The sequence below is a fragment of the Mycetohabitans sp. B3 genome, from assembly GCF_021498065.1.
Taxonomy (GTDB): domain Bacteria; phylum Pseudomonadota; class Gammaproteobacteria; order Burkholderiales; family Burkholderiaceae; genus Mycetohabitans.
This window is the reverse complement of record NZ_JAHLKN010000035.1, coordinates 109,737-132,194: the sequence shown is the minus strand read 5'-3', so window position 1 is coordinate 132,194 and position 22,458 is coordinate 109,737. Positions and strand designations below refer to the sequence as shown.

The window sequence follows — 22,458 nt, the reverse complement described above, 5'->3', positions numbered from 1 at the left end:
CCAGCTTAGTTGTCATCCCGCGCCCATAGGCGCCCCATTTTGCCTAGCTCACGCTGCGCCGCCCGCTCGAGGTGCACACGTCCCACGCAGGGTGCGCCTTCGTCGACAGCTAACCAAGTGGCAAACAACGCGATATTGCGAATATTACCTCCGGTAATTTCAGCCTGTCGCGCGAGTCGTGTTAGATCCACATCGTTGGCTAGCGCGATAGCGGCGGGCCAGATCGCGCGCCACATCCGTTCGCGAACTGCCGCGTTGGGAAAAGTGAAACGGATCATGAACGTGAGCCGGCGTGTGAACGCATCGTCTAAATGCGCACGGTGATTTGTCGATAAGATCACCAGCCCAGGATAGGCTTCGAGCCGCTGTAGCAGGTAAGCCACTTCAATATTGGCATGGCGATCCTGCGCGTCTTTGACTTCGCTACGCTTACCGAATAGCGCATCGGCTTCATCGAAGAATAGAATCCCTGAATCGGCTGCAGCCAAATCAAAAATCCGCGCCAGATGCTTTTCGGTTTCGCCGATATATTTGTTGACTACCGTCGATAGATCGACTCGGATTAGATCAACGCCGAGCTCGCCAGCCAGCACCTCAGCCGCCAGAGTTTTACCGGTACCCGAGTCGCCGTAAAAGAGCGCGCTAATACCGGTATTGTTCCCAAGCTTGCGTGCAAAACCGCGTTCCAGCACGTTTTCCCGATGATGGATTGCCGCCCGGACTTCCCGTAACTGGTGTTGCACGTCGTCGGGCAGCATCAAGTCATCCCAATTCCGCTTGGGCGTTAGGCGCTGCGCGAGCGAGCCAAACTGACGCTGTGCGCGCAATCCAAATGCTTTTGTTAGATCTGCCATCTCTAACACGGCCTCTTGGCCGCGTTGCCGACGGTAACCATCTGCCTCTTGCAATGTATGCGTTGCCGTTTCCGGAGTTGGCCGGAAGCGTTGCACCAGCGTGTCCAAATCCAGCTTGGCGACTTCTGATGCTTTTGTCCATGGAGCCAGCTGTTCACGCAACCATTTCACATCGTGCGCCATTGAACGTGGCGGCATATCGTGAAACACCTGCGCGCGTGCACCTAACCACACGGGTTGACTGGTGACGAGCACGGCCACTGGCGCTGGATACGCGGCGATTTGACGCGCAAACGGCGCAAACAGCCGAGGCCGCGTGTCGGCCAATACATCGGACGCGGCCAACACCAGGCATAGATCCCACAGGCGGGCTTCACGTAGCACTTGATCCAGTACGGCCCATGCGTCATCGTCTTCGTCGGGTAAGCTAGCTAAATTCAGCTGAAGCGCGCGACGCCCCACTGACGCGGCAGCCTCGGCAAGCGCCGCGCCTCCCCCCTCGCCTTTTACAGCGACCACCGGGCTGATCGTGTCAGGCATACGCCAATCGCGCGCGAGCGCGGCGATAAAATCGGGCGCATGCGCACCAGCTACCGGCGTTAGCCAATCGGCGCAACGCGCGGGCAATGCCACATCGCCGCCAATCAGATAGTAATAAACAGATGGGTTAATTTTGAGGTCCTGCAGTACTTCACCCGTTTTCGGCCGACGCACTAGACCGTGCGCAAATAGCGGCGCGTCGGCGCCCAGGCGCGCCTGCTGCGCAAGGCGGGTCTGGTTATCCGGGCACAATAAGCTTAACGCCCAATCCAGCGTAGGCCAACGACGCGCCTCGTCTTGCTGCGCATAGGCCAATAATGCTCCGTAGCGGCTATCTAAGCGAGGTAACAAGCTAAGTATCAACAGGTCGCGCTCAAGGTCTGACAAACCAAAGCGCGCGACTACCTGAGCCAATCGACCGGTTGTGGGTGGCGGCGGCGGCATCGTCTCGTGAGACGGGACAAACCAGGCTGGTACACCGGTCGGTCGCTCAAGGCGCTCAGCAAGCGCTTCGGGTGATAACATCAGCGCATGCAGCATCAAACGATCATCCGGATGCTGCTCGAGCGTTTGCAACCGACGCTGCAGCAGCAAGTCGAGCCGTTCGACATGCGACAGAAGGCTCATCACGTCCGTCGGTATATTGAGGCCAGGTAAGTCGTTTTTCATTGGTATGCATTGTCGGTTAGCGCCCAATCGATCGCAATGGGCTTTTCAAGCCATGGCAGCAGTACGGCTTGCATTGGCCAGCAGATGTCGCGCAATAAAACGTCGCTGGCATCGGTGTCGACATGCACGGTCCATTGCCCGGCACGTTGCGTCAAATAACCTGTCCGTTGTAAAAACAGTTGCCGTATGTCAGGCACGCCACAACGCTGCAAGCCTGGTAGGCTCATCGGTAACCCATCGAGCCACGCGTTCAGTTCGGCGAGCCGCTCAGTTTCAAGTGGTGCCTCGGTAAATGGCGCATCCAGCGGTAACGCGCATAGCGCCTTGTTAAACAACGCACGCGATTCAAGGACAGCGTCATCACCCCATATCAAGCGATTGAGCCAATTGACGGCGCCGTATTGCGCTGCCTCATCAATAAATGTTTTTTCTGCCACCAGACCCAGGCGTCGCAACACAGTGGGTAGCAATGGCCAAAACAATACAAGGCCCGCACCGCTGATAGGCAGTGGTTTATCGATGGACAGATCAGGCTGAGATGCAGGTAGAGGCTGCTGTGCAGTGAGCGGCCCCGGCCGGGAAAGCAAGGCCGTCTTGTGATTGCTCACCGGCCAAACATCCATAGGCACAGCCGAGCGCTGCTCGGGATAACGCTGAAAAAATGATTCAGCGCTATGCAACAGCACCTCCGTAAATCGCTCACTGGTCCAAGCCGTTGTTCTACGGCGGGCTTGCGGCGTGTTGAATCCCGGTGCATCGTTAAGCGCGGGGGGGCACTCATCGCCGTTGAGCGTGCGCGCAATGCGCTGCAGCGTGTCAGAATCAAGCATCTGCTGTAGACGCTTTACCATCTCAGGATTTAAGCACAGTCGTGCCAGCCATGCGCGATCAGACAGCGTTCGGATGCGCAAGGCTTCGAAGATCAGATGATCAAAGGTTTGTCCATCGTCCGCTTCGCGGGCCATAGCGCCCGCCCGTATCGTGGGCAAGCGCTGCTCGGGATGGTGTTGAAAAAATGATTTAGCGCTGTGCAATAACACTTCCGAGACCCGCTCACATGTCCAGACCGTTGTACTACGGCGTGCTTGCGACGTGTTTATCTCCGATGCGTCGCTAAGCACGGGTGTGCATTCATCGCCGCCGAGCGCGTGCGCAATGCGCTGGAGCGTGTCAGGGTCAAGCATCTGCTGTAGACGCTGTAACATCACCGGATTCAAGCATAACCGCGCTAGCCATGCTCGATCAGACAGGGTTGCGCTGCGCAAGGCATTGAAGACCAGGTGGCCGAAGGCTTGTCTATCGGCCACTTTATGAGCCACATCGCCTGCCTGTACCGCGGGAGAGCGCTGCTCGACTTGTAAGTAGACACGCGAAGTAGATGCACCTATCTTACCCAACCGCTGCCTTAGTTGCGTGATTAGTTGCTGACGCAATTCCGTTTCCCAATGCGTACAACTGAGCGTACCGACATCCAAAACTAATCGGTCAATGGAGAACGTCAAAGCGTCCGGCGAAAGTGCCAATACCTGTTCCAGATCATCTCGCAAGTACTGGTGAAATAAGATACTACAACGCTGCAAGATCAGCTCACCATGATCAACGGAACGTATGCGTAAAATCATGCGTACGCTATTAATCGCAGCAGTGTTCATTAGTGAAATTCCAATTCCCACTCATTATGTCACACTGCCATCATAATCATTTAAACGGATGTCCATAAACATATGCATTTCCCTCACCGCCCCCCACAAGCAGCGTTTGGCCGTGGTAGCTTACAGCAACACTAACACTGTAGTTAGCAGTCAGCTTTTGTTTTTGTGCCCATGTCTCGCCCTCTTTCATAAACACACATGCCACTCCAGCGCGTGCTCCCACAAGCAGCGTTTGACCATCGCCACTTATAGCAACGCTAGAACCAAATTGGCCATCGTTAGCAGTCAGCTTGTCTGTTTGTTTCCATGTCTCGCCCTCTTTCATAAACACATACACTGCTCCAGTAAATGTTCCCAAAAACAGTGTTTGGCCGTCACCGCTTACAGCAACGCTAGAGACAAATTGACCGTCGCCAGCAGCCAGCCTTTGGAGCTTCCATGTCTCGCCCTCTTTCACGGACACATATGCCGCTACAGTGGACGTTCCCACAAGCAGCGTTTGGCCGTTGTCGCTTATAGCAACGCTACAACCAAATTGGTAGTCAGCACCGTAAGAAGCAGACAGCGTCGTTTGTGGTCCGTAGTTCCATTCCCCATTCTCTTTCAGAAATACATATGCCGACCCAATTGAATTGTTGCCGCTATAGCGACGGTTGGATGATCCAACAAGCAGCGTTTGGCCGTCACCGCTTACAGCAACGCTACAACCAAAGCCCTCGTTGGCATCCCAGCCGTGCAGCATTTGTGTTTTTGTCCATGTCTCGCCGTTTTTCATAAACACATATACTGCCCCAAGGCCCGGAGATACTCCAGTGCCATAGTTAGATGCTCCCACAAATAGCGTTTGGCCGTTGTCGCTTACAGCAACGCTATAGCCAAATTGGCTGCCGTTATCCCCGTCAGTCAGCGTTTGTGTGTGGTTCCATGTCTCGTTCTCTTTTATGAACACATGTACTGATCCAATGCCGGAAACGTTACCGTGGTCATTGACGGGTGCTCCCACAAGCAGCGTTTGGCCGTCAGCGCTTACAGCAACGCTATAACCAAATTGGTCGTTGACAGACTGACCACTAGCAGACCCGCTTGAAGCAGTCAGTCTCTCTCCGATATAATAAATGAAATTGCACGATTCCAGTAACAGCCGATAAATCTCCTGTCGATCAGCCTTACTCAATTGCTTAAAAGCATCGACTGAAAGCAGCTTATCCTTAGCAATAGACAATCGATGTTCTGCATCAATCTGCAAACCTGAGCTCGGATCGATGGCCACACTCAACCCGTTTGGGCTAATGCTAAGCCCTCCCCCCATGCCTCCTTCAGATTTCGAATTATCGATTTTCACCGATAATCTTTGGTTGCTATCCAACTCCAAGCCCAATCCCGGCTGTTTACTACCACCCAGTTGCATACCCACAGCAGCATACCCCACCGATGCCATATCGATTAAGTTACTGAAATCTTGCTGCGTAGGGATATGCCCCTCACTGAATTTTTCTTTTAAACTCTGTGTCAGAGGTACCTGTTGAGCATCGTGTTCCCTCGGAGGTTGCTTTGGGGCAGTCGGGTTCTGTTGCGATTGATCTTCCATATAGATACCTTGTTTAAATATTCACTGGGTTACGGTTGCGCAGCAGTTCATCAAAAGCTCACAGGCCTGGAAACGTAAAGCACTTCAGTCTGCTTGAAGCAGCTGATAAATTGCTCGTCGATCAGCTTTACTCAATTGCTTAAAGGCATTAACAGAAAGCAGTGCATCCTTGTCAACAGCCATTCGATGTTCTGCATCAATCTGCAAACCTGAACTCGGATCGATGAACACACTCAAGCCGTTTGGGCTAATGCTAAGCCCCCCGCTCATACCATCCTCAGATGCCGAATTATCGTTTTTTACCGATAATCTTTGGCTGCCATCCAACTCCAAGCCCAATCCCGGCTGTTTACTACCACCCGGTTGCATACCCACAGCAGCATACCCCACCGATGCCATATCGATTAAGTCACTGAAATCTTGCTGCGTAGGGATATGTCCTTCACTGAACTTCTCTTTTAAGCTCTGTATCAGCGTCAGCTGTTGAGCATCGTACTCCATCGGAGGTTGCTTTGGGGCAGTCGGGTTCTGTTGCGATTGGTCTTCCATATAGATACCTTGGTTGAATACTCACTGGATTTCAAGTGCGCAGCGGCTGGACATGAGCTTACAGATCGCCCTTTGCTCCGCAAGTACTGGTGAAATAAGGTGTGACAACGCCGCAAGACCACCTTACTCCACTTAACGGAGCGTACGCATAGAATCATGAGTACGCTATGAATAGCGGTAACGCTCATTGATAAAATTCCAACTTCCCTGCATCATCACATCACACTGTCATCGTAATCCGTTAAACGGACGACTCATAAATATATGCCTTTCCCACACCGGGGTAGTTTTCTGCTCCCACAAGCAATATTTGTCCGTCACCGCTTATAGCACCATCAACACCAAAACCCACTTCGCCTTCCAAAGCAGTCAACTTTTGTTTTTGTTTCCACCCTTTTTCCTCTTTCATAAACACATATGCCGCTGCAAACTTATTATTGGAATTGCTATATGCTCCCACAAATAGTGTTTCGCCATCGTCGCTCACAGCAACGCTAGCTCCAAAGCAGTCAACAGCAGTCTCAACCAAAGCAGTTAGCTTTTGCTTTTCTTTCCATGTCCCGTTTTCTTTTACGAATACGTATGCCGATCCAGTTCGGGCACCACCGTTATTGTTGTAAGGTGCGCCCACAACCAGCGTTTGGCCATTACCGCTTACAGCAACAGCAACGCTACCACCAATTTGGTCGCAGGCAGCTCCATCCGAAGCAGTTAACTTTTGTTTTTCTATCCATGCACCATCTTCTTTCATGAACACATATGGTGAGTTATATGAGCCCGCAACCAGCATTTGGCCATCACCGCTTACAGCAACACTACCGGTACCGTCCGAAAACTTCAGCTTTTGTTTTTCTGTCCATGTACCGCCTTCTTTCATGAACACATATGCCGATCCAACGCCATTATTAGATGCTCCCACAACTAGCATTTGGCCGTCGCCGCTTATGGCAACCTTAATGCCAAAATGATCGCTAACAGCTCCATCCGAAGCAACCAGCTTTTGTTTTTCTATCCATATACCATCTTCTTTCACGAACACATATACCGATCCAGTTTGGGCACCGCCGTTACCGCAACCGGTGCGTGCTCCCACAACCAGCGTTTGGCCGTCACCACTTATAGCAACGCTACAGCCAAATTCATGCCAGGCAGCCCCGTCCGAAGCAGTCAGCTTTTGCTTTTCTGTCCATGTCTCGTTTTCTTTCACGAACACATATGCTGATCCAGTTTGTTGCATGATGGAAACTGCTCCCACAACCAGCGTTTGGCCGTCACCGCTTACAGCAACGCTAAAGCCAAATTGGTCGATGGCAGCCCCGTCCGAAGCAGTTAACCTCTTTCCATTACCAAAGCAATCCTTTAGTTTGGGAACGTAAAGCACTTCAGCCTGCTTGACGTTCTCCTCCGTTTTCCATTCATGCGTCGCTGGATCAACCAATGTGGCGTCGACCAACTCCTCACGAGTGATGATATGCATCGTGCCGATCCCCTCCGGCTCATCGGGCAGCCGGCCTAAAGCAAGTTGCCGTAACAACGTGTAAGATTTTTGGCCCAACGGAACACCATTGTTTTGCCAAGCCTGATAGTTTTGGCTGAACTGCTTAAACTCGTTGTTGTCAAGCCAGTGGATATTTGTGGCGATGTGACACGGAATTTCTTCACGCACAATCTGTTCGACCCAGGCGATCACATCGCCCGGTCGGGCGACGTTGAGCAACTGGTCCCGATTAAAAACGATGCCCACTCCAAATGAAAACTGATCCTCAATCGTATCCTTTGGAATGTACCAGAGATACGAGCTGGGCGTATCTGGCCAAGTGGCCTGCTGGTCCTGGAGCTCAGCTATAAAGCAACCTTTGGCCACATCGATGGAACGGATAGTGGCATGCAATGGGACATCACTGATGGAGGCGTCAGATCCCTTTTCCCGAGATGCAATAATTTTGGCTGACTCAACAATGATATCGTTGCCCGCTTTCAGCACAGTTGGACTGAGAGTGATTTGAATGCGTTTTTGCCGCTTATTATCGTCAAGACCATTCTGATCATCAGCATACTCCAACCGGAAGTCCATATCGTGCAACCAAACATCGCAGTAGCTACACTGCACGCTTGATAAATTCTTTTTAATACGTTCAGCATTTCGCTTCAAATGGGCATTTTGTTTGGCATCCAACTCAATGAATTTTTGACTTTTGTCCGCCTGAGTTACCAAGGCCCAATTAATATTAACTTGCGCGCCCTTTAATTGAATCAGTTGCCCCGCTTGAGGCAAGCATTCGGCATCAATTTTAGCAAAAAAAAGCTTCAAGCTGCCACTGTCGTTAACATCAACATCAGTCGGTATCTGATTCACAAAGTCTGTATTGGGCGCTTGCGGCAACAACGCACGATATTCAACCAAGTAAATATCCGATTTAGCCGATTGAGAATCTATTTTATTGGTTAGCTGGGGATCGTTCGATTCGATACCGAGCCGAGCCGCAATGCGTTTGAGCAGAGGAAAGGTCTTATCAATCCGAACTTTGGCACGGTGATAAGTCAAATCGCAAAACTGGGAGAGATAATTTTGCTGCGTTTTAAGAAAATCGGAATCAAGCAGTCCTTTGGAGGACAACACAGGAGACGCAACTTGGCCGCCAAAATAGCGCAGCAGCGCGTCGATAGTCTCCAGTTCTTTCTTATAAGCTTGCTCCTGTTCTTCGACTTTCTGATGATCCCGATTAAAGGCCAGACGCTGAGGAAGCGTAGCCAATTGCTGACGCTCCGTCGTCAGGCAATCCTCAAATAGCTGCAAGAATTGACGTAAATTCTCACGTTGCAGTGTTTCATCAGTTGTGAGCGTTGCATCTTCTAATGCATCTTGCAATCCATAACAAGATGGCAGCAGCGCGCTTACGGATAACGCCTGCCCCACATTGCGGTCACGCCCCATAGGCAGCATAGGTAATACATCATCGATCAGTTTAGGGGCTTTAACATAACGACGGATGTTTTTAATTTCGGGCAACAAGTGTTGCCCACGTTTAAACAGTTTGACTGGTGAGTCCTTCCCTGCCAATATCTCAATTGGTTGATCACCCCAAGCCATGGGATAGTGCTGTGCTGGAATATCTTGAGTCCAGCCGGTGTTCTGTCCGCAGTGCAGTGTGCGGATCCGCGCAATACCACGCACGTTCAATAAGTGGCAGACCAGCCCGCTGATGTCTACGGTTTGCTTGTTACGATAGTCCACTGCTGGCGGCAACGCAGTAATCCAACCATGATTTAGATAGGGACCGTCGTAAATATCGTCGGTAGACCACCCTTCCGCTATCAGCACATCGGACGCCGAGCGTGCCGGCTTCGGACTGATCCAATCATCGACGAGTGTGTAAATATCGGCCATCACACGCTCATAATCTTGACAGTCATCGTCCAGATCCACCTCCACCTGTACGTTAACAGGCTGCGGCTTCAGCCAAGTGATGGTACGCACCTGCTCACAAATATTGCGATTCTCAATTAAAAACTTATCTAGCGCCTCTTGAGCCTGCACTAAATTAGCATTCCGACTTGGCTCGACAAAGATTTGATAACCGCCTAGTAGATGAAGCTTCTGCGCTGCATCCCTGTTACTAAACTGGAATTGACGCGTTTTAACGTTATACCAATAAGTGTAATATTGTTCGGCGGACTCACACACCAACTGAATGTTTCTAAAGTAGAAAGGATCACTTTCTTTATCGCTGTGCAGGTCCAGCAACGCGCGCCGATAATCTTCCGCGGTAATTGGCGTACAGGTCAGCGCCCACTGCGGTCCAAATGTTTTTGGAAAAACTCCTTGCGCCTGCCGTGCTTGCGATCCGGACGTAGCCGGGATGAGTAAGTCCACCAACGGATGCGTATGCCGGTAAGCCAGATCGGACACGCCATAGGCTAAGGCTTGCAACAATGTGATACCGGGATCATGTTCAGCCTTGTCACTCCAGGACTTGCCGGCATACGTAGCCAACACCTGACTCGCCGTTTCCAAAAGGGTATCGAAGTGAATCTGACGCCGCACTGCGGCAGGCACGCGATTCAAGTTGTCTAAAATCAAGTTATCCATCTTTAGCGCGGCTTAGAATAATCGGGAATATCAAGTATCAACACTTCTAGCGCCTGTGCAGCTGCCGACTCAGCTTTGCCATCAAGCGTCAGCTTACTGATACTTTTAACCCATTCCAGTTGTTGAATAAAAGCAAGCAGCGCATAGTAGTCGAGGGATTCACCAAGCGTTACCGTGCGATGATTTGCATCGTCGGCCCAAGGCATATAGTGGGCTGTTAAAGCGAGTTTGACCTGCCGATAGCCGTAATGCGGATTGAGGCTGTCATTAAAAGTTAACTCGTAATCCAACGCAACATTTTTATATTGCGGATTGCATAGCGAGAGGGCTAGCCACGGCGAAGCACGGCTGCGCATATCCTTCTGCATCGTCTGTAGCCGTGCAGGGTTAAACATCGGTCGCAGCGCATCAGTATTGTCGCGTTGTCCTGGCGCTGGAATAATGACCAATTGCTGTATCGGCGGCTCTGCCAAATTGCTAGGCTTTTGGGGTTGAGCGATCCGTGCGTCATACACTTCCGGGTAACGATCGTGCAGCAGCGCGATAATATCGCGCCAGGTCAACGCGCGATTCCTGTGGTTAAGCCGTCGCGCTATCCGGGCTAAAAACTCGGTTTCATCTTCCGGGCCTCGTCCGCCTTCGGACGGCCACGGTTGTTCAATCTTTTGAATTCCATCGCAGGACTCGACAGTGCGAGTAATTGTGCCTGCAGGCAATGCAACCTCCAGGTCGCCTCCGCTCACACGCGTTGCCGTTACACTATTGGTATGAAGACCGTTAATCCACGGAAAATTCGATACAGCCTCACTCTTTAATGCAACCTCACTGAATTCAGCCTCATGCGCAAATGAACCCCGAATCCAACAACGCCCTGGAGGCATCGCGGAGGCATGAGTGCTCGCGTCGTCAGGAAGCGTGGCCGACCATAAGCCGGGGCGGAATAAGCCATTGGTGTCATCCCGCACTTGAGCATCTAAGCTTTTCCACTGATTGCTGTCACACAAATATTCCCAAACAATTGTATGCCGCTGCGCGCTGCTAAGCTGCCAGTGCAAAGCGAGATCTTGGCCAGGCAAAAGATGTTCAAAACCGAGATAAATTTGACGTTGTTTAACAGCTTCCTCGGCATCTGCATGCCCAAATGGCGTCAACACGTACTGCTTATCGATGTCAGGTGACAGCGTATAGTCACACTGATAGTCTACACGCAGGCCTTTGAATTGAGGTGTGTACGGCGGATTGAGCACCTTTTTACTATCTTGCTCTGCAGGCGCGGTTAAATATTGCCAATATTCTTTATGTAAAAAATCCTGTCCCGCCAATTCCAAACGCAGATATTGCGGCCATTCTCGAGGATCAAGACTGGTAGACGCAGTAGCATTGAAGCTCGGGAACGTAAACTGCAGTGATTGCGATGTTGGCTCACCTGTCGTCTCAATACTCGAAAAAATTGGATGGATCTCGCTCCATGAGCTTGTTATTGAGCCAACCGTCGCTTTAAGTTTGAACACGTCATTATCTTTGACGCTGTTTACGTCCTTATAATTTTCATACCATTTTGGAAAAGACACTGCAGGCAAGTCCAACCACTCCGGCGTAAGAGTCAGCTTGATCTCGCATTTTGGCTTATAGAAATCAGCAGCAGTCAAATACACGCTACTGCCAATCAACGGCTCCATGCCAAAAGGGTAAACACGCTCGGTCAATTTGGCAGCCCCGTCATCGGTGCTCAGCCGTGCGTCGGGTAATTGCTCGACCTGGATGCTTAGCTGCTTAATTTCGGGCACCGCTTGGCCACTAGAATCAATGAGCTTAAGCAGCGGAGCGGTATCGGTAAAACCATCTAATCCTGGCGATGCACTGATCGCTGGCGCATCGGCATCCAATGTAAATTGAGGATCCGTTTGTCCAGTAGCAGTCGTCTTCAACGGAATCCATTTCCCATTGCTGCTGGCATACGCGTGTAACTGCGTTACGTTATCCACGTTTCCGCCCAACTTGAGCGTCAGTGTGCGCGTGCCACCCGATAGCGCCAGCGCAGGACTACTGAGCACCCGGCCCGTGACGATGGTCGGATCGCGCGTATCACCCTGCTCGAACAGCCGAATGCCTGCCGTTGGCCAAGGCTGCTGGGCGCTATACACAATACGATAACTGCCAGCCCCACCGCCTGGTGCCGGCCGGCACCAACGCAAGTCGGTCCACCGGCTCTGGTTGGCCAATAAATTTTGGTCCAGCTGATAGCGCCGAGGCGTGCCATCACTGTCTTGTCCGGCGTCGACCAAGAGCCCAACTGGCAACATCCTTTCAGGTCTATCGTCATTAAGCTGGAACGAAAGCACTACCCGGTCGGCAACGCTTACACGCTCGCGCAGTCCCAAGGCCTGGCGATAATAAAACTGCCGGTGTTGTGCAGGCAGCGCGTTTAATAACGCCTGCGGTGTCTGCAGCAGTTGTAAAAACGCCAACAGCAACGCCTGATGAGGTGGTAATTGACCATTGCTTTGCGTTGGGTCCTCGGCCAATTGAATCAGACGCTCGACGTTGTCTGGTTCTTGAAATAGCACGTCTGCCCAGGAAAGCTTAGCCGCCGAACCTTCCCACGTCTTAAAGGGTGTGTTTTCGCACTGCTTTTGCCAGTCACGCAAACGACAAGCGATCGTGCGATCATCGAGTACAAACGGTGTGTCTTGCTGCAATGCCATAAGGTCAAGTCAGATTTAAGTTACCCAAAGTCCAGATAGGCGGTCTAACCCGCTCGCGCAAACATTTGGGTCGTCATAAAGCGTCCTTTACCCATTGTTGGCGTTGGCACATCAGGGCTGTTGGGCGGATTAGTCATAATCGCCGGCTGCGTTGGTGTAAAACGGGCGATAAACTGCTGACCTTTAAGCAAAATAGGCGCACCACTGTTGCAGCGCGGAGTTTGCTGATTAGGCAACAGTTGCAGAATGCTCACCAGTCCTTGACCGGGACTATAGCCAGGTATCAGGTATTGCGCCTGTGCCTGGACTTTTTTCTCATCGCCCAACACACAAACCGGACGGCCGCTAACCGTTGCGTGACCGCTACCTCGAATCATGACCGGGGCAGCCACGATCACTTGCCGGTTGCCAAACATCGGTTCAAACAACAAAGTATCGCCATCCATCACAATGATGTCGCTCATACGAATCCTCCTGCACGGCCGTTACCGATATCCAACTGACCATTGAACCTATGCACGCTGTCTGCACCCCGAATACGGTAAGCGACCTGAACATGCAGGTAATTTGGCTGTTCCGAAGCCCGTGTAAACGTTACGTCCTCGACGATCACTCGCGGCTCATGCTGTAGCACACTGTCGATGATCCGCGTGCGCAACTCCGCGAACAATGCTTCACTGATGTTTTCAAAAACAGCCGACTGTAAATCACATCCGTAGTGGGGCCGCATAATGCGTTCACCGGGCTGCGTCCTAAAGAGGATTTGCAAACTTTGCTCGATGTCTTGCTGATCAGCCACCATTTTTACCCCTTGTTTGGTAAAAGTGATTGGAAAACACCAACCACGACCATATATATCTTTGGTCTTATCACTCATCGCTCTAACCACGCATGCTTAATTAGTCAAGTCTACTTTGGCACCTTTCAGCGTGACACCCATCGTGCCTTCAGCCGTAAATTGCTGCTTCGCCTGGATAGCGACTTTTTGCCCGTTAATTGCGACCTGTTGCTCGTTACTGGTTAGCGTAAGCGACTGTTTAGCCACGACATCGATTTTTTGGCCGTTAATCGCGATATTCTGCTCGCTGTCAATCTGCCCGCCCTTATGCAAAGTCAATCGATCTTTGCCGCTCTCAAGCACGGCGGAAATTTCTTGTGTATCGAATACCAAGCCCTGTTGCGTTTCACCTCGCACAAAGATTAGGGCTTTTTTTGCATTTTCCTCACTGGGAGGAAATGGCGCTTTGTTTTTGGGGTTATGCATTGCACCCAGTATCACCGGATAGCGTGGATCTTCATCCAGAAACGCCAGCACAACTTCGTCGCCCGGTTCAGGATACAGGCACAGCCCGCTGCCATTGCTCGCGTATGGCGCACCCAGCCGCGCCCAAAGCGGTTCAGTGCCCAGCACGGGAACACTGACGCGCAGCCGGTTAAGATTGCTCGGATCAGCTCGATATTTCTGCACCACGCCAATCGTCAGCCCAGGGGCACGCGGCAACAAGCCGGCATCGACCGCGCGCAATGCATCCTGGCCGATCGCCACAGTGGTCCGCAATGCACCCCGTTGCCAATGGTGCCGCACTTCGCTAATAATGCCCTTACCTTCGAAGTGCTTTTCAAAACCTTCGAGCGCTAAAGTCTGTCCCAGCTCGTACTGGAGCGATTCGGCCGAATCCAGCACTGTCAAACGCGCCTGCACAGCGGCGGCATGTTGCGCGAGCAACCGTGCATCGGCTTGTGCCTGTGCTTCAGCTGGCGTCAATGGCACCGCATGGCTTAATTGCCAAGGCAGTGAACTCAAGGCCGCAACCTTGGTAGGATCCAGGCCTCCCTGGCCCAGACTTGAAGCGTTGGCCCGCACTGTACGCGACATCGCTTGTTGTGCCACATCCCAATAATTCACTGTCAGCGATGACGGTTGGGTCTCGCTGCTAAATTGCCATTCGGCATCGATAACTGCCGCCTGCGTATCCGACGATCGGCTGGCCATAAGCTTATGATCGGCGCGGGCCGCCAATTTCGGGAAACGGCACTCGAGTTGCTCAGGCTTGGGCATCAGCCATACGCCGTAGGCGCTTAACCGGCTACGCAGCCATTGCCAATCAGAGCACGCCCATTGAACCAGTTGCGGCTGCTTAGCGGTCATGCCATCGATTGTGCCAACCGAGATGCGCTGTGCTTGCAGCAAGTGTCGCAGGATATCGGCGTCGCTCTGGTTTTCGAATAGCTGGCTGCGATAGGTGCTCACCAGCCGATGCAGCGGGTGCTTCAGCCGTAGCGCGAGTTGCCGGTCGTGCCAACGCCACGTCTGCTGCACGACAACGCCAGAAAACAGCGTTGTCTGCTTGCACTGGATATGCACCTCCGTACCCGGCTGGCATCGTGCCGCATCTTCCGAACTATGCTTCCAGAGATCACTATGTGCATCGCCCGTCGGCTCCAACACTAAATATGCCGATGGAATATGTTGAACCGTATAACGTGTCTCGATCCGCACGGGTTTGAAAAACTTAAGCGGCTGACCCTGAAACAGTATCGTCAGATCCGTGGCTGGCCCGCTGCTCATGACGCCCCTCCACCACTTGGTGGCCAGACCAACGTTTGTCCCGGCGCGATTGCACCTAGATTGTCCAGATCATTCGTATACGCCAAATCCAAATAATCCACCGTGCTCGACTGCGCACTCAATGCACCGCTAGCAATGAGTGGCAGCGTGTCTTGCCCCTGCACCTGTACGGCTGATGGGGACGGTGTTAAACGGCCTTGCGCGGACTGCTGCAGAACAATGCTACGGTCTTCTTTCAACACCAGCGTCACATTGGCCCGCAGCGGAGCGCCATCTCGGTCGAACAACGTGTAATACACGGACATGCTGGCCATCCGCCCGGCAAAATAGCCATCACCGTGCCAACTGAGCTTGCCCCATTTGACTTGCAAAAAGCGTGTCTCCTGGCTATGTCCGTCGACAATGCCGCACAACGCCCGCAATGCGGTTAATTGAGTGTCGACCGGCTGGGTATTGCCTGGTAGCTGGCTGTCGAAAAGTAGCTGCAGGCTTAGCCGGCCTGGTCGCAGCCCGGTAAAATAGTTGACCTGTGACGAGTCATTTAGCGCCTGGTTTTCTTGATAATCAGCCTCATAGTTCAACTCGAGCGCCTCGGGATTATACATAGCTTGGATGTGACCGATCTCACGCTTGAGTTCACGGTCCAAATAAGCACGGATCGTGAGTTTGGCCAGGCTGCGCTCGAAGGCTTTCATAGATGCCGCTCTCCATTTTCCCGCAACTCTTCCCGAAGTTGCGTCAGTACACGGCGTACCACCTCCTCGATGAGCCGCTCTTCTTGCTGCAGCGTGAGCCGTGTTTCAGCATTCTGCACCGCTACTGCTGGCGCAGCATCGGCTATCCGTGCTTCGATAACCAGCTCCCGAATTTCGAGCGTCATGCTTTAGCTCCTAACCAGTGCATCTCACGGTAAGCCAACTCCAGTGTATTGATCAATACAGTGTTACTGGTTGCATCCAAGTCGCCTGTCTGCCAGCGCACTGGCAACGCCTGCGTAAAGGTCCAACTGCATACTGGAACATCGACGTGATTCATAAGCAACACGACCACATTGGCGTAGCGGCTCTTAAATTCACTCAGCACATCATTGAATGTCCAGGTCAGCGGCGTCAACGTCATCACCCCTCGCTCCAGAATTAGGTTGCCGTGGACAACTCGCTCGGGCAAATGTACGTTACCGACGTTGTCTCCCCCTTCATGCCGGCTGCTAACTTGTAATTCCCGGTTCAGGCCAGAGATGCGCTGAAAACGGAAATCCACTGGGCTGGGCACTTTATCAAAGAAGACAGAGACGATAAAACGGTGCGCTACCGCAGGTTCAAAAAGATCGCTCATCGCATCACACTCTTATGAGGAGGTGCCATGTCAGGCGACATCATGCTTTCCGAAGTTTGAAGCTGCAGGCGCAACTCGATAAATTCGGCTGGATAATAAGCAGCAAGAAAAACCTTCATGATCAAACGGCCGGCTTGAACATCTTCTTCGGTCATGCTCTCGCCCAACCCCAGCAACAGCCGAAAAGCTTCATCTTCTTGCGCACCAAATAAGCCGCCAGCCTGCCAAAGTTGGCGCAGCCATGCTCGTGCCAACGCCTTAAGTTTGAACCAGGTGATTGCATTGTTGGACTCAAACACTGCAAAGCGGCCGATTTCACTCAGATGCGCTTCAATGTAGGACAGCGTCCGGCGCACTTGCACATAGCACCACGGAGGAGATTGTATTAATGTGCGACATCCCCAAATGCGCACACCACGCGCGGGAAAACTACGAATCAAATTAATTTTCGGCTCCTGGCCGAACACGCCAGCTTGTTGGTAAGGTCGTGCGGGGCGGATCACGCGAGCCAAAAGCACATTTGCGGGCGCTTTCCAGATCCCACGTTCACGATCCGTACATTGAATAGCCGCTGCCAGCGCGCCTGACGGAGGCACGGTAATCCAGCTTCCGTCGTCTTTTTCATAATTGGTGACCAACTGTGGCCAATAGGCTGCACCGTGCGCCAGCGCTTCGTCCAGCCCCGCTTTTGCGATGCGGTCCAAACATTGGCGCGCTACATCGGGATCCGATGGAGCATCAAGCAGGGCGAAAACACCACGCTGGTGTCGATGAACGCACAGCATCTTTTCCCAAACCCTGGTCCAGTGATCGACAAGCACATTCTCATCACCTGATTCCAGCAATACTAGATCTGGTATTGCCAGCAAGGTGGCCTCGGATGCCTGAGCTAACGCACTTACCAAGTCACGCTGCAACGCCTGCGCGATTGCTTCCTGTGTCGCCTGCTTAACCGATGCATACGAGCCGACCGACAGCACATAACATCGGCCACCGCCATTATCAAAATAGTGCCGTACGGTGCTATAAAGTGCTAGACAACAATCTTTTGGTGGAGGGCCGCCGAGCTGATCTTGATAGTCTGCGAAAGTACCGATGTTATACACGGTCGGTGCCTTGCTTTCCTCTGGGGTATCCGTATACCCGACAAACAATGGCACCGCCGTAGGCAACTCCGTTGGAGTTGGCACGGCCGGCTCCTGAGAAAATACCACGCCGGGTGAGAAAGGAGAATCCATGACACTCACTCAAATCGCAAACTGACAGCGGCGTGACGCATTACCGTTCATGATGCGTCGCCTCCCAGAATTTGCGAAAACTGCAAAATAATAAATTCGGCGGGACGTGCTGCGGCCATCCCTACTTTGACAATCAGCGTGCCCGCATCGATGTCGCTTTCGGTCATTGTGATGTTCTGGCCAATTTTCACAAAATACGCTTCTTCCGGCTTGGTCCCCATTAACGCGCCCAAGCGCCATAGGCTGTACAGGTAATTATCGATTGCTGAACGTACTTTTTCCCAAGTGAGCGGACTATTCGGTTCAAACATCACCGTACGCATCGCCTGCTGAATATCGCGTTCGACCGAATTGAACAAACGGCGCACTGGAATATAGCGCCATTCGGGGTCCTGGGCCGCAAGCGTGCGTGCCCCCCAGACCACAAAGCCTTGATCACTGAAGGCGCGGATGGCATTGATGCCGTTCCCGTTGAGCTTGCCTTGGTCAGCCTCGGTCACAGTAACAGGCGTGAAGGTGGGCTTATTACCAACTATTGCCACTTGCACTAATCCAGCGACATTAATGAACGCCATATTGGCCGGCGCTTTCCACACGCCGCGATTTCGATCGGTTTTACAATAAACGCCCGCGATCGCGCTACTGGCACGCAAATATACTGGTGCGTCTTCTAATTTCGCTTTTAGCGCTTCGTCAATTTTTTCACAAAGGTTTTGACTGACTGTATCGTGCTTTTCCCTGAGTTCGGCCAGGTTGTTTACGCCCGGATAGCCCGTAATGGTAATCAGTGCGTCATCCACATATGGCCGTTGGTAGGTCGTTTGCAAGCTCGGGTAATAGACAGCGACTTGCTCGCTCATCAACCCGCTGGGCGGCTCGCCATCGTAACTATCAACCAGCAGGAAGTAGCCTTTTTTCTTATTTAGAAGGCTGTTTAACTCACTATAAATGCTTTGATCCTTCTTATTATCCGTTATCTCGCAGTAACACAGCAAAGAAATTTCGGAGCAAGCTTCGATAGTAGGAACAATAAACGCTTTCTCATCCTTACCGATTTTATCCAACGGCAATATATAGCAAGCCCCACCACCATTATCGAAATAATGCCTAACAGATAGAGATCCCAAATACTCTTTATAATCAATTTTAACAGCGTAATCTGAATCCTCGTCTTCCTTTCCAGCACCTCCATCCGAATCTGTCGATTTGCCGCCTTTCTTTACTACTACTTTTCCAGGTGGAGTTACTGTAACCGCTGGAACAGCAGAATTACCAAAATTCTGCTTAAACTCGAGCCACGTGTTAACTCGAACACATTTTTTTGGATCCGCCCATGCTCCTTGCGGAGTTCTGAATACACCTACAAATACAGGCACCGCTGTCTTGCCTGCTGGCACGCTCATTGCCAATGACTGATCTTCTTCGATATATATACCTGGATAACTGACATTCGTTGGCATCATAGCCCCACACATTAATCGTTATTTCAGTCTGCTTCGTACGAGATGCCAGCAGTATGCCTTACGCAGTGGCCATACCTTGCGTAAATTGGAGAACGATAAATTCTGCCGGACGCACCGCAGCCATACCGATCTTAACAATCATTTTCCCTTGCAGGATATCGTCATCCGTCATCGTGACGCCCTTACCGATCTGCACAAAATAGGCCTCTTCCGGCTTGGTGCCCATCAACCCGCCTTGACGCCAGATACTATGCAAATAATTGTCAATCGCCGAACGCACCCGCTCCCACGTCGGTTGGCTGTTTGGCTCAAACACCGCGACGCGCATCGCTTTACGGATATCTTTTTCAGCTGCGTTAAATAAGCGTCGCACCGGCACATAGCGCCAGCGCGTAGTATCGGCCTCGGCGGCCAACGTGCGCGCGCCCCAGATTATTGGATCAGTGCCTTGAAACACCCGAATTAGATTGAGCGGCTTCGCGTAAGTGTTATAGGTGCCCTGCGCCGTGTCCGACACATTCTGATTAGGCCGCACGCCGCCTTTCAGGCCAATATTGGCCGGCGCCTTCCACACGCCCCGCTCTCGGTCTGTTGTGCACACCGCACCGGCCACCGCGGCGCTCGGCGGAATCGGTATCGTCGTCCAATTCGCAGTCAGCCACGGCCCATAGACGGCCGAATAGGATGAGTTATCATAGCCGTCCATGATCGTGCTAGGCACTGCCGTTAATTCCGTCTGGGGCCCATCAAGCAACGCGAACCGAGTTTCCCCTTCCTTGCATAGCTGACCGACCGCCGCTTTCACATCTTGGCCGGCCGCAACAATCAGCGTGATGTCGTCGTACCCTGGCACTTGCTCTTCCAACTTATTAGTCGGGCACACATACGCATAGCCGCCACCGTTCTCAAAATACGTTTTCAATGACACATACAGCAAATCTGTCGTTGGAGGCTGTGATTTGAGCGACGTCACAAAATCCAACCACGAGTTTATTCGCACCACCGTGGTATCCTTGATCAGTTCGCCATTGTGCGCGAACACCGGCACGGCCGTCGCACCACTTGCGATAGATAAAGCCAGGCTGGCATCTTCTTCAAGATAGACGCCAGGACAATTGTAATCACTCATCATGCACTCCTCAAATCAAGTCACAGACCAATTAACCATACCCATGAGCCACATACCATCAGTGAAATACCACCGCCAGGCGGTCCGCTGACAACGTCATTTCTTCAACGGCCACTTCATTGCTGCTTGCATCGAAGCTGGGGGCCGACAACCTCGTGGGAAATGCATCCGTAATATTCCAGGTAACCAATAGCTCGTTGCCAGCATCATTGGTCAGGCTGATCGAAATATCTTTTTTCTCGACCTGGTTCAAAGAAATCGAGTTGATCCAGTCATACAACTGGCTACGCCCCTTAAAAACACCACGACGCAACGTAATGGTCAGTGGTTGACGCTGGCCAGGCATCCTGCATACCTGACCTGTGCCGTCTTTATACTCAATTGTTTCCACCCCCAGCTCCAGACCCGAGACGGCACTAAATGCCATTTCCTCCGAGCCGACTATCACCTTGAATCGATAAGTGGGAATGGGGTAATTCGTTGCGATTTTTTCAGCCGTCGTAGCCATTAGCATTCCTCATTATATTTAACTGCAACTCAACTACTTCTTGCATCAAGCAAGAATGTGTTAATATGATCTCCGCTCATAACAAGCGGTTGCTTACACGCCAATTCGTACTAAATGCACCCTTTTCACACTGCCACCTTTCGCTAACGCCTAAACTGCTGCACTCGCTTGCATCATTTGTTAATATTTATGGCTTGTTGTTTGCTGTAGTGGGCAGCGTTACTGGAGCAGACGTCGGTGCACCGTTCATCGTTTGGGTCGTCACATGCGTGTCCGGATCAGTCGCGAAGCTGGTAATCACCGCTGCCTGCTTGGTTGCTGTCGACGACGAGCCAAAAAAGAATTCTTTTGCTCCCAGCACCATCGCAATCAGCACTCCCTCAATATTGCCCAGCACGCCAAAGGCGACCGGATTGACGGGTATGCGAGCGAACAACAACCAGAAATGCGCACCGATCACCAAAAATAAGCCAACTGTGTACAGATAGGCCAAGTTACGCGGAGTGTGATCGTGTTCAGTTAAAGCCATTTGCCGGGCGTTGGCGCGATCAGCCGCATTCGTCTTCGCGGCTTCTACATTGGCCGTAATGCGTGTCTTTTCCACATCCGCTGCAATGCGTTGCAGATCAACCTGGCTTTCAACGATCGACTCCTGGAACCGGTAAGCAAGTTCTGGGTTTGCCTGGATCGCAGCCAGTGCCTGCTCCGGCGTGTTCGTGCTCGTGACAGTTTGGGCGATATTGATCACTTTTTGGGCCACTTGCTCGGCTTGACTGCCGCCAATCCAATGCGCGATCTGCGGCGCGAATTGTGCGAGTGCGAGAACAATCGGTAACATGGTCAGGCTCCTGCCACTCTTAAGTTAGTCGCGATGCGTCGCGCCCAGCCGCGGCCAAAGCTTGGCCAAGTTTGCAGCGCGGTCAAGTAAGTCAAGCGCGCGGCAATAAAACGCATAATGAAAAGCTCAGGATCGACTGCCTGCACCGCAGCGATCGTCTTGGGCCCGAGTTTGCCGTCGGCGAATGCGCCACTGGCCTGCTGCATCCAGATAACAACGTGCCCACCGTTGTAATTGGCATCAAAAATTTGAAACGCGACCCGTGCGTCATAGCAGTCACAGTGCAATGGATCCCAGTACAGGGCTTTGGCGATCTGTTTTGCTGTCTCACGCGGTAACTCCCGCATCGGTCCGGTGTAGCCCCATGCGCGCGCGACGCGCTGGGTCACGCCCCACATCGTCTCGCCCCCAGGATCCTGAGGGTTATTGGAATAACCGCCTTCGTTACCAATAAGCTTATCGAATGCGTCGTCGAAAACGCTCATACCTTTCTATCAGGAAAAGGAACACTCTCGCTTCACACGCAAAGCGATTCATGCATCAACCGGTAAAGCACCGCGTCACACCGACAAACGTCAGCGTGAGCCGTTAAACAATGAGCAGAAAAGTGGATATGCTTGATCAGTCATCACGTGGCGTTATCGCCGTACCGTACTCGTGAAACTGACAGTAGGGGAAAAAGACTGGGTATGTACTGCGTACCTGAGGAGAGTGTCGTTGAGTCAAGCCAG

Annotated in this window: 18 protein-coding genes; all 18 read right to left on the bottom strand. The window is 52.1% G+C overall.

Annotation, left to right across the window (positions count from 1 at the left end; all coding sequences use genetic code 11):
* Positions 1–5: 5 nt before the first annotated feature.
* On the bottom strand, positions 6–2,063 hold the full coding sequence (locus tag KQH55_RS10640; protein WP_235090851.1) for an ATP-binding protein: 2,058 nt from the start codon (positions 2,061–2,063) through the stop codon (positions 6–8).
* Positions 2,060–3,715, bottom strand: coding sequence for a contractile injection system tape measure protein (locus tag KQH55_RS10635; RefSeq protein WP_235090850.1), 1,656 nt, complete (start codon positions 3,713–3,715; stop codon positions 2,060–2,062). The genes KQH55_RS10640 and KQH55_RS10635 overlap by 4 nt, the downstream gene beginning before the upstream one ends.
* Positions 3,716–3,761: 46 nt before the next feature.
* Complete coding sequence (locus KQH55_RS10630; RefSeq protein ID WP_235090849.1) at positions 3,762–5,303, bottom strand: WD40 repeat domain-containing protein; 1,542 nt, start codon at positions 5,301–5,303, stop codon at positions 3,762–3,764.
* A gap of 84 nt (positions 5,304–5,387) precedes the next feature.
* Entirely contained in the window at positions 5,388–5,852 is a 465-nt protein-coding gene (locus KQH55_RS10625; RefSeq protein ID WP_235090848.1) for a hypothetical protein, read from the bottom strand.
* Between the two features lie 241 nt (positions 5,853–6,093).
* Positions 6,094–9,942, bottom strand: a complete 3,849-nt coding sequence (locus tag KQH55_RS10620; RefSeq protein WP_235090847.1) for a WD40 repeat domain-containing protein — start codon at positions 9,940–9,942, stop codon at positions 6,094–6,096.
* Between the two features lie 2 nt (positions 9,943–9,944).
* Positions 9,945–12,647: a hypothetical protein gene (locus KQH55_RS10615; RefSeq protein ID WP_235090846.1), complete on the bottom strand. Its 2,703-nt coding sequence runs from the start codon at positions 12,645–12,647 to the stop codon at positions 9,945–9,947.
* A gap of 44 nt (positions 12,648–12,691) precedes the next feature.
* Complete coding sequence (locus KQH55_RS10610; protein WP_235090845.1) at positions 12,692–13,111, bottom strand: hypothetical protein; 420 nt, start codon at positions 13,109–13,111, stop codon at positions 12,692–12,694.
* Positions 13,108–13,524: a GPW/gp25 family protein gene (locus KQH55_RS10605; protein ID WP_235090844.1), complete on the bottom strand. Its 417-nt coding sequence runs from the start codon at positions 13,522–13,524 to the stop codon at positions 13,108–13,110. Before KQH55_RS10605 ends, KQH55_RS10610 begins: the two co-directional genes overlap by 4 nt.
* A gap of 18 nt (positions 13,525–13,542) precedes the next feature.
* Positions 13,543–15,216: a phage baseplate assembly protein V gene (locus KQH55_RS10600; RefSeq protein WP_235090843.1), complete on the bottom strand. Its 1,674-nt coding sequence runs from the start codon at positions 15,214–15,216 to the stop codon at positions 13,543–13,545.
* Complete coding sequence (locus tag KQH55_RS10595; RefSeq protein ID WP_235090841.1) at positions 15,213–15,911, bottom strand: hypothetical protein; 699 nt, start codon at positions 15,909–15,911, stop codon at positions 15,213–15,215. Before KQH55_RS10595 ends, KQH55_RS10600 begins: the two co-directional genes overlap by 4 nt.
* Positions 15,908–16,096: a DUF5908 family protein gene (locus KQH55_RS10590; protein ID WP_235090840.1), complete on the bottom strand. Its 189-nt coding sequence runs from the start codon at positions 16,094–16,096 to the stop codon at positions 15,908–15,910. The genes KQH55_RS10595 and KQH55_RS10590 overlap by 4 nt, the downstream gene beginning before the upstream one ends.
* Positions 16,093–16,551, bottom strand: a complete 459-nt coding sequence (locus tag KQH55_RS10585; protein WP_235090838.1) for a phage tail protein — start codon at positions 16,549–16,551, stop codon at positions 16,093–16,095. The genes KQH55_RS10590 and KQH55_RS10585 overlap by 4 nt, the downstream gene beginning before the upstream one ends.
* The gene (locus KQH55_RS10580) at positions 16,548–17,789 is read right to left on the bottom strand and encodes a phage tail sheath C-terminal domain-containing protein (protein WP_235090829.1); all 1,242 of its coding nucleotides are present in this window, start codon (positions 17,787–17,789) and stop codon (positions 16,548–16,550) included. The genes KQH55_RS10585 and KQH55_RS10580 overlap by 4 nt, the downstream gene beginning before the upstream one ends.
* Before the next feature lie 47 nt (positions 17,790–17,836).
* A complete protein-coding gene (locus KQH55_RS10575; protein ID WP_235090827.1) occupies positions 17,837–19,249 on the bottom strand; it encodes a phage tail sheath C-terminal domain-containing protein in 1,413 nt (470 codons plus the stop codon).
* Positions 19,250–19,310: 61 nt separating this feature from the next.
* The gene (locus KQH55_RS10570) at positions 19,311–20,381 is read right to left on the bottom strand and encodes a phage tail sheath C-terminal domain-containing protein (RefSeq protein WP_235090826.1); all 1,071 of its coding nucleotides are present in this window, start codon (positions 20,379–20,381) and stop codon (positions 19,311–19,313) included.
* 58 nt (positions 20,382–20,439) lie between these two features.
* Positions 20,440–20,889, bottom strand: coding sequence for a phage tail protein (locus KQH55_RS10565; protein ID WP_235090822.1), 450 nt, complete (start codon positions 20,887–20,889; stop codon positions 20,440–20,442).
* 187 nt (positions 20,890–21,076) lie between these two features.
* On the bottom strand, positions 21,077–21,649 hold the full coding sequence (locus KQH55_RS10560) for a hypothetical protein (protein ID WP_235090820.1): 573 nt from the start codon (positions 21,647–21,649) through the stop codon (positions 21,077–21,079).
* An 80-nt stretch (positions 21,650–21,729) separates the two neighbouring features.
* Positions 21,730–22,212, bottom strand: a complete 483-nt coding sequence (locus tag KQH55_RS10555; RefSeq protein WP_235090819.1) for a glycoside hydrolase family 108 protein — start codon at positions 22,210–22,212, stop codon at positions 21,730–21,732.
* Between the last annotated feature and the right edge of the window lie 246 nt (positions 22,213–22,458).

Excerpts from the sequence above, each read along its gene's own strand:
- KQH55_RS10620 (WP_235090847.1), bottom strand. The coding sequence starts at position 9,942 with ATGGATAACTTGATTTTAGACAACTTGAATCGCGTGCCTGCCGCAGTG.
- KQH55_RS10575 (WP_235090827.1), bottom strand. The coding sequence starts at position 19,249 with ATGCCAACGAATGTCAGTTATCCAGGTATATATATCGAAGAAGATCAG.
- KQH55_RS10565 (WP_235090822.1), bottom strand. The coding sequence starts at position 20,889 with ATGGCTACGACGGCTGAAAAAATCGCAACGAATTACCCCATTCCCACT.
- KQH55_RS10600 (WP_235090843.1), bottom strand. The coding sequence starts at position 15,216 with ATGAGCAGCGGGCCAGCCACGGATCTGACGATACTGTTTCAGGGTCAG.
- KQH55_RS10640 (WP_235090851.1), bottom strand. The coding sequence starts at position 2,063 with ATGAAAAACGACTTACCTGGCCTCAATATACCGACGGACGTGATGAGC.
- KQH55_RS10580 (WP_235090829.1), bottom strand. The coding sequence starts at position 17,789 with ATGGATTCTCCTTTCTCACCCGGCGTGGTATTTTCTCAGGAGCCGGCC.
- KQH55_RS10625 (WP_235090848.1), bottom strand. The coding sequence starts at position 5,852 with ATGGAAGACCAATCGCAACAGAACCCGACTGCCCCAAAGCAACCTCCG.
- KQH55_RS10585 (WP_235090838.1), bottom strand. The coding sequence starts at position 16,551 with ATGAGCGATCTTTTTGAACCTGCGGTAGCGCACCGTTTTATCGTCTCT.
- KQH55_RS10635 (WP_235090850.1), bottom strand. The coding sequence starts at position 3,715 with ATGAACACTGCTGCGATTAATAGCGTACGCATGATTTTACGCATACGT.
- KQH55_RS10605 (WP_235090844.1), bottom strand. The coding sequence starts at position 13,524 with ATGAGTGATAAGACCAAAGATATATATGGTCGTGGTTGGTGTTTTCCA.
- KQH55_RS10610 (WP_235090845.1), bottom strand. The coding sequence starts at position 13,111 with ATGAGCGACATCATTGTGATGGATGGCGATACTTTGTTGTTTGAACCG.
- KQH55_RS10590 (WP_235090840.1), bottom strand. The coding sequence starts at position 16,096 with ATGACGCTCGAAATTCGGGAGCTGGTTATCGAAGCACGGATAGCCGAT.
- KQH55_RS10615 (WP_235090846.1), bottom strand. The coding sequence starts at position 12,647 with ATGGCATTGCAGCAAGACACACCGTTTGTACTCGATGATCGCACGATC.
- KQH55_RS10630 (WP_235090849.1), bottom strand. The coding sequence starts at position 5,303 with ATGGAAGATCAATCGCAACAGAACCCGACTGCCCCAAAGCAACCTCCG.
- KQH55_RS10555 (WP_235090819.1), bottom strand. The coding sequence starts at position 22,212 with ATGAGCGTTTTCGACGACGCATTCGATAAGCTTATTGGTAACGAAGGC.
- KQH55_RS10570 (WP_235090826.1), bottom strand. The coding sequence starts at position 20,381 with ATGAGTGATTACAATTGTCCTGGCGTCTATCTTGAAGAAGATGCCAGC.
- KQH55_RS10595 (WP_235090841.1), bottom strand. The coding sequence starts at position 15,911 with ATGAAAGCCTTCGAGCGCAGCCTGGCCAAACTCACGATCCGTGCTTAT.